Genomic DNA, 11,385 nt, shown 5'->3' with positions numbered 1-11,385 from the left:
TTGTCATGCAATCCATTGAAACCCTTGGCCAACTCAAGGTCGCCGCTGCCCAGCGCCCGAAACAAGCCAGTTACTGGCGCGAACTGTTCAAGCTGGACTGGAGTAAAACCGGCTTTGCCGTGGACAAGTCCGCAAGTGGTGAGCCACGCCAGGGTACGTTGAGCTTTTCGTTACGCCCTGATGTCGCGGCCAATGTCATCAAGGTGACCCGAGGCAATGAAGCCAGCCAACAAGTACTGCTGACGTCGGCGGTCATGGCGCTGTTGCATGTCTACACACGTCATGAGGTGATTGTGGTTGGCCTGCCGGCCAGCTTTGAGGCCAGCCTGGCCGCTTCGCAAAACCTGGCCTTCCCTCTGCACGCCAGTCTGGAGGCGGCTACCAGCTTCAAGCAGTTGCTGGATCAGGTGCGCAGCCGGGTACTGGGTGCCATAGAGCACAGTGACTACCCGCTCGAGCTGTTTGCCGAAGAGTTCTCGCTGCCTGAAACCGAAGGCCAGAGCCCGTTCTTCGAGGTAGCCGTGGAAATCGCCCACCCAGAAAAACCAAGCCTTGCGCAGCGTCTGGACCTCGCGACGCTGTTCAGCTTCACCGTCACCGCTGAACAGGTCGAATTGACTATTCATTTTGATGCACGCCTGCATGAGGCGACCACGCTGCGCTGGCTGGCCATGCACCTGGAGGAGCTCCTGGCCCAGGCCCTGCAAGCGCCTGAAGCGCCGCTGGCGGATCTGAACCTGATGACGCCCCGTGACGTGGATTTCCTGGCCACCGTCAATGCGACCGAGCAGGCCTACGACCAGAACGTGAGAATCGAAACGTTGTTCGCCCGTCAGGTGAGCCTGCGCCCCGATGCCATCGCGGTGGTCTCGGACCATGGGCAGATGACGTTTGCTGAGTTAAACAAGCGCTCCAACCAACTGGCCCGTACCCTGGCCGACAGGGGCGTGTGCCGTGACCAGGTAGTGGCTGTAGTCGCCCAGCGTTCCAACGAAATGCTGGTGGCGATTCTTGCGGTCATCAAGGCTGGCGGGGCGTACTTGCCCATTGATCCGAACTACCCCCAGTCACGCATCGACTATGTGCTCAATGACAGCGGCGCCCGTCTGATTCTGGCGCAGACGCACTTGTTGAGTGCCTCCCAGGAGCGCACCCAGCAGGTCATCGACCTGGATGATGCCAGCGTGTATGCCGCTGACGACCAGGCCCTGCCGGTGGTGGGCGACTCGCGCAATCTGGCCTATGTCATCTACACCTCCGGCTCCACCGGGCAACCCAAGGGCGTCATGGTGGAGCACCACTCGGTGGTCAATCGCCTGGCCTGGATGCAGCGCGCCTATCCCATCGGCCCTGGCGATGTGATTTTGCAGAAGACCCCCATTGCCTTCGATGTGTCGGTATGGGAACTGTTCTGGTGGATGATCGAGGGCGCGACGGTCTGTCTGCTGGCGCCGGGCGCCGAGCGTGACCCTGAGGCGATGGTCAGCGCAATCGAGGCCCATCGGGTCTCAACCCTGCATTTTGTGCCTTCGATGTTGAACGCCTTCCTCGGTTATGTGCAAAGCACTCAATCAGGCGCCAGGTTGGCGAGCCTACGCCAGGTGTTTGCCAGCGGTGAAGCGTTGGGGGTGCACCAGGTGCGGCTGTTTGAAACGCTGCTGTTCGACACTCACTCAACGGCCTTGATCAATTTGTACGGGCCGACTGAAGCCACTGTGGACGTGTCGTACTTCAACTGCTGCGGGCGCGACTTGAGCCACTTGGTGCCGATAGGTAAACCCATCGATAACACTCGCCTGCACATTCTGGATGCCAACCTCAAGGCTATGCCGGTGGGCGTACCGGGCGAATTGTGCATTGCCGGCGCCGGCCTGGCCCGTGGTTATCATCAGCGCGAAGCGTTGACTGGCGAACGCTTTGTCGAACAGCCAATGGACGGTGAGTCGCGCATCTACCGCACCGGCGACCTGGCGCGCTGGCTACCAACCGGAGAAATAGAGTACCTGGGGCGTATCGATAACCAGGTCAAGCTGCGTGGCTTGCGCATCGAACTGGGGGAAATCGAAACCCGCCTGCGGGCCTTTCCCGAGGTGCGCGAGGCAGTGGTCGTCGTTCGCCAGATCGGTGAGACCCAATCGCTGTGCGGCTACGTCGAGGCACCGCAGACATTGGACTTGACGCACCTGCGCAGTTTCCTCGGACAATTTCTGCCGGACTACATGGTGCCGATGCACTTGACCGTCCTTGAGGCCTTTGCCTTGTCCCCAAGCGGCAAGCTTGATCGCAAGGCTTTGCCGGATCCGCTGCTGGCAAAAACCGACGACACTGAATATGTGGCGCCGCGCAATGCCTCCGAGGCGTTGTTGGTAACGATCTGGGAGGACGTGCTGGGCGTCCGGCCGATTGGTGTCCATCACAACTTCTTTGCGCTGGGGGGCGACTCCATCCACTTCGTGACCATCCTGGCCCGGGCGCGTACCCAAGGGCTGGACTTCACGTTCCAAGACTTCTTTGCCCGCCCTACGATCGTCAAGCTGGTGGAAGGGCTGGCGTCAGGCAGTGTCGGCGAGCAGGCTCGCCATACCTTTGAGCCTTATGAGCTGCTGACCCAGGCGGATCGCGACCGCCTGCCGGACAGCGCCGAAGACGCCTACCCGTTGTCTATGCTGCAGGCGGGGCTGATCTTCCAGAACGAACTCAGTTTCGGCACCGCGCAGTATCACGACATCATTAGCTATACGATCAAAAGTGCGATTGACCTGGCGGTATTCGAACAAGCCGTGCGGATTCTGGTGCAGCGCAATCCGATTTTCCGCACCAGCTATCACTTGTCCGGGTTTGACCAGTTCATTCAGATGGTCAATCGGGAAGTGGAGCTGCCGCTGACCATGGCGGACCTGCGTGGCATGGACGAGCGCGCGCAGGAGCAGTGGTATCAGCAATGGATCGAGGACGAAAAGGCCCACCGTTTCGTCTGGGAAAACGCCGGCCTGGTGCGCCTGCATGTGCATGTGCTGAGCGACAATCTGTACCGCTATGTCCTCAGTCAGCACAACTCGGCCCTGGATGGCTGGAGCATTACGCTGGTGCACACGCAGCTTTTTGAAATCTACTACAGCCTGCTCAAGGGCAATGCCTACGACAAGCCGCTGGTGGATAACCACCTGCGCAATTACATGGGGCTGGAACAGCAGTCCCTGGCCAGCGACGCCGACCGCCAGTTCTGGCACAACCTGATGGATAACGCGCGGTTTACCCAACTGCCGCGCTTGCAACCGGAGGTGCCCACCTCGGGCCTGTCGGTGGTGTTCCATGAAGTGAAGATCGACAGCCTGCTGTCGGAGCGCATCATCGCCCTGGCCGACGCCCTGAATGTGCCAGTCAAAACCGTGCTGATGGCCGCGCACTTGAAAGTCCTGAGCGAGCTGGCGGCTGATGACGACGTGTTGGTGGGCTATGAACATAGCGGCCGCCCGGAAGTGGATGGGGCGACGCGGGCGATTGGCTTGTTCCTCAATACCCTGCCGCTGCGGGTAAAGATTGCCAAGGGCTCCTGGGCGCAATTGATCCAGCAGGTGTACAACGCGGAAACGGACTTGTTACCGCACCGTCGTTACCCGATGGCCCGGATCAAGCAAGACATGGGGACTCAGCAACCGCTGTTTGAAACCGCGTTCAACTACACCCACTTCTACCTGCTCAAGGACCTGGAGAGCCTGCCGGAGTTTGACCTGCTGGACGTGCGCGCCAACTCCGAAACCGAGTTTGTCCTGCGGGCCGAATTCTCCCGGCATTTTTCCACCGACGATGTCCGGCTCAGCTTGCACTACCACGACCATGTCTTCAGTGCGCAGTACATCGAACAGATGGGCAGTTACTACCGCCAGGCATTCGAGTTGATGACCCGTGACATGCAAGCCCGCCATGACGCAATCCCGCTGCCGAGTCCTGAACAGGCGCAGTTGTTGAACCAGGCCCGGGCCATTGAGGCCATGACCTTCTCCCGGGCGAGCAAGCCTGCAATCACCGGGCAGAGCGTAGCGCCACTGACGCCGAGCTCGCCCACCGAGCGGCGTATTGCCCAGGTCTGGGCAGAAGTCCTCGGCGTGCCGGTGGAGAGCATCATGGTCGAGGACAACTTCTTTGAACTGGGAGGCACCTCGCTGGCCGCGATCCGTGTGGCCCTGGTGTCCGACGGCCTGATCTCCATTCCCAACCTGATGCGCCATTCCACCCTCAAGCCCCTGGCCGAGGCCATTGATGAGGGGGCGGGAAATACCCAGAGCCTGCTGCAGCGCCTGACGCCGCCGTGCAGCGATGCCAGCGTCGCGGTGGTGTGCTTCCCTTATGCGGGAGGCAACGCCATCAACTTCCGCGATCTGGGGCAGACCCTGGCGGCGGACGGCCGCGAGCGTTCTATCTTCGCTGTCGAGCTTCCGGGGCACGACATCACCCGTGCCGACGAGCCGCTGCTGGATGTGCGTGAGGCGGCGCAACGCATCGCCCGGGCCATCGAGCAAACGTCGCCGTCCGTGCCATTGCTGTTCTGGGGACATTGCGTAGGGGCGGCGCTGATGTTGGAAACCGCTCGAATCCTCGAAGGGCAGGGCCAGCACATCAGCCGGGTATTCGTCGGTGGCAAGCTGCTGGACAGCGCCGAGGTGACTCGCCAGCGCACGGCCCAGACTCAGGCGCTCTCCCATGAACAGGTGCTGAACTGGATGGTGGGCGAGACCGGCTATCAGGAATTGGCGCAGATGAGTGAGCAGCAGTCGACAACCTTGATCCGTGCCTTTCGTCACGACGCCACGGTGGCCAATCTCTACTTGGCGGATGCCGAGCAAGCGTGGAGCGCCCACACCCTGGCTGCGCCGCTCACGGTGGTGGTGACTCGCGATGACAGCATGACCCCGGACTATGCAGAGCGCTATCAACGCTGGGGCCTGTTCAGCCAGGACGTTTCCCTGCACGTCATCGAGAACGGTGGGCATTACTTCTGCCGGACCCGCCCGGAGGAGGTTGCTGCCGTGATCAACGGTGCGATCCAGGCAAGCACCCCGCGTACTAATCCATAAGGAATCGACATGACCAACAAAGAGTCTTTTGTGCAGGACGCGGCGGTCGCGGTTTCATCCGCCGATCTTGATGCCATCCCCGCACCCAACCGGCGAGAGGAGTTGATTGCCGGGGCGAGAGCCATGACGCCGTTCCTGGTCTCGGCGTTTCCCATGGGCCTGCTGGGCGGTGCCTTCGGCATGACCAGCGGCCTGGGTGAAGCCAAGACCCTGGCACTGGCCATGGTGTTGAACTCCGGAACCGTGCAATTTATTGCCATCAAGTTGCTGCAACAGGATGCGGCGGCGTCGGTGTTGCTGTTGACCGGCCTGGTGCTCAGCCTGCGGTTGTTGATCTACAGCACGGTGCTGCGTTCAAGCACCCGCTACCTGTCGCAGCGTTGGCGGGCGGTGTTGGCCTTCGGCATGATCGACGCGGTGTTTTTCGTGATGCTTGACCGCTTCAAGAAAAAGCAGGACGCGTATGCCGGCTGGCAATGGTTCTACTGTGGCGCTTCCCTGGCCATGTATTTGAACTGGATGGTGGCGACCGTGATCGGCATTGCCATCGGTGCCTCGTTGCCCGACCTGATTCAACACGGGTTGGATTTCCCGATGATCGCGGTGTTTGTCGCCATGCTGGCTTCCACGCTGGTCAACTGGAAGGTCTGGGCCATCGTCAGCTGTGCCGGGGTGATCGCGCTGCTGTTTGTGGGGCTGCCTTACAACCTGGGGTTGCTGGTTGCCACCGTGGCGGGCGCGGCGATGGGCGTGCTGTGTGAAGTGCTGGAAAAACGTCGCGCCAAGGAGGTGTGAAATGAGTACCTGGATCCTGATTTTCGGCTTGGGCCTTTGCACCTTCCTGCCGCGTTATCTGCCCTTGGTGCTCTGGGGGCAACGAGAGCTGCCACCGCTGGCCAAGACCGTGCTGGGCGCGGTGCCCCCGGCGGTGCTGGCAGCGCTGGTGGTGCCGGCGATGCTGGTGCCCACCGGGACAACCATCAACACCAGCCTGGAAAACCCCTATTTGCTGGGGGCCGTGGCGGTATTTCTGCTGTTTTTCCTGACTCGGCGTATGTTGTTGTCGAGTTTCATCGGTGTGCTGGTGTTTTTTGCAGCCCAATGGTTCTTTGGTGGCGTATGAATGGTTTTGAAGGAGAAGGAAGATGACAGTCAGGGTTTTGATTTTGCCGGGCCTGTTCAATTCGGGTGAAACACACTGGCAGTCACAGTGGGAGCGGCAGTTTTCTGGCTTGTGCAGGGTTGAGCAGCGGGACTGGGAAACGCCAGTCGCTGAGGATTGGGTTACGCGCCTGAATGAGGAAATAGCGGCAACTGATGGGGAAGTCGTGCTGGTGGCCCACAGCCTGGCTTGTACGCTAATTACTCGCTGGGCGCAGCAGTATCCCAAAGCGGGCAAGGTGCGTGGTGCACTGTTGGTGGCTCCGAGTGATACTGAAGCGGATACCTATCCACTTGGTACCAGCGGTTTTGTGCCGATGTTGATGCAACGCCTGCCTTTTCCGACGATCATGGTGGCGAGTACGGACGACCCGTACGTTACCCAAGACCGAGCCAGGGCCTTCTCCCAGGCTTGGGGCAGTGAATTGGTCTGGGTGGAAAATGCCGGCCATATCAATGGCCAAACCGGATATGGACCCTGGCCCGAAGGCGTTGAGTTAATGTTCAAACTGACGGGCGACCCGCAGTTTCAGCTTAAGTAGCCTTCGCGGGTCAGGCTATATCAGTGGGGGCACCAAAGCTCGCAGTAGGCGCCACAGACTTTGCCGCTCGTGGTAGCAAACGAATCCGGTCAGATTCTCGATTTGTTCCGGATTCACCTTAATCGTTCTTGATCGCCAGGTGTCCGCTGTCCCCCCACTTCATCGTCGGATGAGGTGGAGCTTGATCGAACACCATTGGACAGGGAAGTAGCTGTAATCCCCGGAATAGCTAGGTTATCAGGTAGATTTTTGGACGGAACAGGATTATTTCAGACAATTAAAAAGCCGGCTTGTGGCCGGCTTCTCGGGGACTGGCTTGGTTTATTTTTGGTAAACCGCGCCAGCCTTCAAAACGTACACCCGGATCTTGCGTCCGGCTGTGGGACTTGGCGAGAAAGTGATCTGCCTTGTCGGTGCGATCTGAGCCTTAAAAGGGTCGATGCGCAAATGTGGGGCGCAGCATACTGATTTTTTTGAAGAATTCCCAGCTTGGCGTGCGGGGTAGAGCGATAGCGCTGAGGCGTAGCAGCTGCCGAAGGCTGCTGCTACAGGGCTTCGTATTTACAGGAACGGTATGGATGGTCTGCGTTTGTTGAGCGTGGACCACCAGAACACCCACCCCAATACCCTGATGTTCTGCTTGTCGATCTGCTCGGCACTGAAGATCTCATCCGGATACTCAGTACGGTTGTGACTGCGCAGCCGCAGCGCATTTCCCGGCATCCGGTGCAGGTATTTGATCCGCAACATTCCGTCATGCTCGATCGCATAGATCTCGCCATCGATAATCTGCGTAAGCCCGCGATCAATGGCTAGGGTTGAACCGTCTTCAATCTTTTCGGCCATGCTGTTACCGATCATATGGGTGCAGATGGCATTGGCATGTTTGATTTCCAGGGAGTCGAGGTGGCTGTGGGGCAGGCGGATGGATTGACCTTTGTCCTCGACGACGTGGGTTTTATTGGAGCCTGGGACGGTGGTGGTTTCTTTGAAGAAGGGCAGTTCGACGTCGATGGGCTCGATCACCGTGTAGATGCCACGGATGGCCTGGGCGTCGAAGGTGTTGCCGGACTCGTCGAGCACACGCAGGCGCGAGGACTCTTTCGGGCCTTCGCCGGTTTTCAGCCAGTCACTGTTTACAGACAGAAGTCGGGAGACTTCTTCCATGCGATAAGCGGGCACACCACGGGTGTACCAGTTATGGATGTTTTGCGCTTCCGTGTCGAAGAAAGCGGCAAATCCTGTCGTTGTGATGTTGGCTGCTTCGAGGAGCGCTCTAAACCGTGGGCCGCTAGTGTTCTTTTTCATAAACACGAGTCTACGGGCGCAGGATGGGGGTTTGAATAAACGACCCGTTCAAATTTCGAGGGAAATTTAAGACCGGATGTAAGACGCTTTTCGTAAAAAATAAACAGGCAAACACCCAGGCCGAAATGCTCAAAACTCATTGTTAAAAGCGTTCCAGGCAGGCACAAAAAAACCCCGGATCAACCGGGGTTTTCCTTGAAGCGTGAGGCTAGAAACTAACCGTTGCTTCTCAGCCTTTGTAGGCAGCGACCGACTTGGTGATCGCGGCGCGGGCGGCGTCTGCGCCGTCCCAGCCTTCGATTTTCACCCATTTGCCTTTTTCGAGGTCTTTGTAGTTCGCGAAGAAGTGCTCGATCTGCTGGATCAGCAGGGCTGGCAGGTCGGTGTATTCCTTCACGTCCACGTACAGCTGGGACAGCTTGTCGTGTGGGACTGCGATGACTTTGGCATCGCCGCCGCCGTCGTCGGTCATGTTCAGGATGCCGACTGGACGCGCACGGATCACCGAACCTGGAGCAACCGGGTAAGGAGTCACGACCAGCACGTCGAGGGGATCACCGTCGTCAGCCAGGGTGTTCGGGATGTAACCGTAGTTGGCCGGGTAGAACATTGGGGTGGCCATGAAACGGTCAACGAACAGGCAGTCGCTGTCTTTGTCGATTTCGTATTTGATCGGCGCGTGGTTGGCCGGGATCTCGATCGCGACGTAGATGTCGTTCGGCAGGTCTTTGCCAGCCGGAATCTTGCTGTAGCTCATTGGGCGGTGCCCCCGTTAGTTGACCAAAAACACTTGGCCGGATTGACCAAAAAGTGGCGGCGATTATAGGCATATTCCGCCGTTGATGCCATGCACCTAGGGTCGTAGAGACCCAGGTGCCCAGCCTCACAGATACTGTCGCTTTTTGACGGCGTCCGTTGCGGTCATGCTGCGTTGCCGCTCCTCGCCATAGCCAGCTATGACTCGTCGCGGCGCCTTGCCTGACCACAACGGCCACTCGTCAAAAGAGCAACGTATCTGTGAGGCTGGGCACTAGTCGCGTGCCTGATAGACCGGGTCTTCGGCTAGAAGTTGCCGTAGACGGGCCAGCGGATCCTGACGGTAAAACAACTTCAACTGCTCGTAGACCTGTGGATAAGCCTCATGCAGCAGATCCGGGGCGCTGAAGAAGTATTCGCTGGTAACCGCGAAGAACTCGGCGGGGTTTTCCGCCGCGTACGGGTCAATGGCGGTTTCAGCGTCGGGGTTGCGCTCCAGTTGCCGGTCGAGGTCGTCATAGGCTTCCTGCATGACCTTGGCCCAGTCGCTGACGCGCATGTCGGCGTGCAGCGGTGGCAGGCCGTTGGCGCTGCCGTTGAGCATGTCGAGTTTGTGCGCGAGTTCGTGGATCACCAGGTTGTAGCCTTCCCAGCCACCGCTGGCCATCACGCCGGGCCAGGCGAGGATGATCGGGCCTTGCTGCCAGGCTTCGCCGCTGTGTTCACCATCCCATTCGTGTTCGACGCCGCTGGCATCGCGATGGCGCTGGGGGCTGAGGAAATCGTCGGGGTAGAGGATGACTTCGTGAAAGCCCTGATACCAGTTCAGATCGCCCAAATGCATGAGCGGCAATTGGGCCTGGGCGGCGAGCAGTAGGCGTTGTTCCTGGTGCAGTTCGACGCCGGGCAGGGCGGTCAGGTGTTTGTCTTGCAGGAACAGCACGCTGGCTTCGCGCAGCCAATGGTCTTCGGCCGCGCTGATGCCATCGAGGAAACTCAGGTGATGACGCACCCGTTGCCACATGTCGTCGGCAATCGGATGCCTGGCCAGGGTGCGCCGGCGTCGCCAGGCGCTAAGGGACCACATCGTCAGTCAGCGGGGTTCAGCTTTGGACGCGGCATTAGCGAGGCGGCTGCGGATCACGCCAATGATCATCGGTAGCAGCGACACCAGGATGATACCCACCACCAGCAGCGACAGGTTTTTCTTGATGAACGGTACGTTGCCGAAGAAGTAACCGAGGGTTACCAGGCCACCCACCCAGAGGATGGTGCCGAAAACGCTGAAGGCGAAGAAACGCGGGTAAGGCATTTTGCCAACGCCGGCGACGAACGGGGCAAAGGTACGGATGATTGGCATGAAACGCGCCAGGGTCACGGTTTTGCCGCCATGTTTGTCGTAGAAATCGTGGGTTTGTTGCAGGTAGTCGCGGCGGAAGATTTTCGAGTTCGGGTTGCTGAACAGCCGTTCGCCGACGGTGCGGCCGATCACGTAGTTGGTACTGTCGCCGAGGATCGCCGCCAGCATCAGCAGACCGCCCAGCAGTACCGGATCCATGCCGCCACCGGCCGCCACGGCGCCCGCGATGAACAACAGGGAATCGCCCGGCAGGAACGGCATCACCACCAGACCGGTTTCGCAGAAGATCACCATAAACAGGATGGCGTAGATCCATGCTCCGTAGTTGTTCACCAGCATCTCGAGGTAAACATCGAGATGCAGAATAACGTCGATCGGGTTGAAATCCATGGAAAGCACCTGTGGTGATGGCCCGACTCAGCAGGCCTGTGCGGATGGCTTCGCGTAAGACTACAGCGGGGTGTAATTTTTCTTACGAGCCGTGAGGTGTGGGCATTATACGGGGTGAAAAGTGAAAAACGCGTCGAGTTTGTAGCGAGGAATGTCAATGTGTTGCGGAGTTTGTCGGAAAAGTTCGCAGCCTTTGGCAGCTCCTACAGGTTCGAGGTCGCCCCGGTCAATGTAGAGCTGCCGAAGGCTGCGATCTTTTTGGTGACCTTAAAGTCCGTCACTGATCGGCAACACGTAGTTCTTGAACTCGGTGTCCTCCCTGAACCCGATGGATTCGTAGGTTTTCTGCGCGACTTCGTTGTTGCTGCTGGTGGATACGCGCATGCGCACGGCATTGGTTTCCTTGGCCATTTTCTTCGCGGTGCGGATCAGGTTGTCGGCCACCAACTGGCGGCGGGCGTCTTCGGCGACGTAGATGTCGTTGAGGATCCATACGCGTTTGAGCGAAAGAGACGAAAAGCTCGGGTACAACTGACAGAAACCCATCAGTTTGTTGTTGTCGTCATCGGCCAGGGCCAGGTAGATCACCGACTCTTTGCGCCGCAGGCGCTTTTCGAGGAACGCTCGGGACGAGTCCGGATACGGCAGGGAACCGTAAAACTCGCGATATTTGACGAACAACGGGGTCAGCAGGTCCAGGTGTTCGAGGGTCGCTTGAATAATCCGCATGGTAGGTCTCGTCTTCAAGTGGCTGTCTTACATGGTGACGGCGATAGGAAACCCTTGGCGGCCG

General features: G+C 59.0%; 9 protein-coding genes. 4 read left to right on the top strand and 5 right to left on the bottom strand.

The window, feature by feature from the left end:
• The first annotated feature begins 5 nt into the window (after positions 1-5).
• The 4 genes from AC1RO5_RS11165 to AC1RO5_RS11150 are packed head-to-tail and all read left to right on the top strand — an operon-like array spanning position 6 to position 6,778.
• Positions 6-5,075: an amino acid adenylation domain-containing protein gene (locus AC1RO5_RS11165; RefSeq protein ID WP_493174907.1), complete on the top strand. Its 5,070-nt coding sequence runs from the start codon at positions 6-8 to the stop codon at positions 5,073-5,075.
• 9 nt (positions 5,076-5,084) lie between these two features.
• The gene (locus tag AC1RO5_RS11160; RefSeq protein WP_493174906.1) at positions 5,085-5,870 is read left to right on the top strand and encodes an AzlC family ABC transporter permease; all 786 of its coding nucleotides are present in this window, start codon (positions 5,085-5,087) and stop codon (positions 5,868-5,870) included.
• Between the two features lies 1 nt (position 5,871).
• A complete protein-coding gene (locus AC1RO5_RS11155) occupies positions 5,872-6,198 on the top strand; it encodes an AzlD domain-containing protein (protein ID WP_493174905.1) in 327 nt (108 codons plus the stop codon).
• 22 nt (positions 6,199-6,220) lie between these two features.
• Positions 6,221-6,778, top strand: a complete 558-nt coding sequence (locus tag AC1RO5_RS11150) for an RBBP9/YdeN family alpha/beta hydrolase (protein ID WP_493174904.1) — start codon at positions 6,221-6,223, stop codon at positions 6,776-6,778.
• Between the two features lie 561 nt (positions 6,779-7,339).
• On the opposite strand, the gene AC1RO5_RS11145 is transcribed toward AC1RO5_RS11150, so the two are convergent.
• From AC1RO5_RS11145 to AC1RO5_RS11125, 5 genes are all read right to left on the bottom strand, one after another.
• Positions 7,340-8,086 (bottom strand): S24 family peptidase, encoded by a 747-nt coding sequence (locus AC1RO5_RS11145; RefSeq protein ID WP_493174903.1) that lies wholly within the window; start codon positions 8,084-8,086, stop codon positions 7,340-7,342.
• Between the two features lie 229 nt (positions 8,087-8,315).
• Complete coding sequence (gene ppa, locus AC1RO5_RS11140) at positions 8,316-8,843, bottom strand: inorganic diphosphatase (protein ID WP_007933577.1); 528 nt, start codon at positions 8,841-8,843, stop codon at positions 8,316-8,318.
• Positions 8,844-9,116: 273 nt separating this feature from the next.
• A complete protein-coding gene (locus AC1RO5_RS11135; protein ID WP_493174902.1) occupies positions 9,117-9,929 on the bottom strand; it encodes a M90 family metallopeptidase in 813 nt (270 codons plus the stop codon).
• A 6-nt stretch (positions 9,930-9,935) separates the two neighbouring features.
• Positions 9,936-10,592, bottom strand: coding sequence for a DedA family protein (locus tag AC1RO5_RS11130; protein WP_019650877.1), 657 nt, complete (start codon positions 10,590-10,592; stop codon positions 9,936-9,938).
• A gap of 267 nt (positions 10,593-10,859) precedes the next feature.
• Complete coding sequence (locus AC1RO5_RS11125; protein WP_253418281.1) at positions 10,860-11,321, bottom strand: GNAT family N-acetyltransferase; 462 nt, start codon at positions 11,319-11,321, stop codon at positions 10,860-10,862.
• Positions 11,322-11,385: the final 64 nt, after the last annotated feature.

This window comes from Pseudomonas sp. GW822-FHT02G04 (assembly GCF_058802085.1).
Note: the sequence above shows the minus strand (reverse complement) of the source record. Positions and strands in the feature narration are given on the sequence as shown.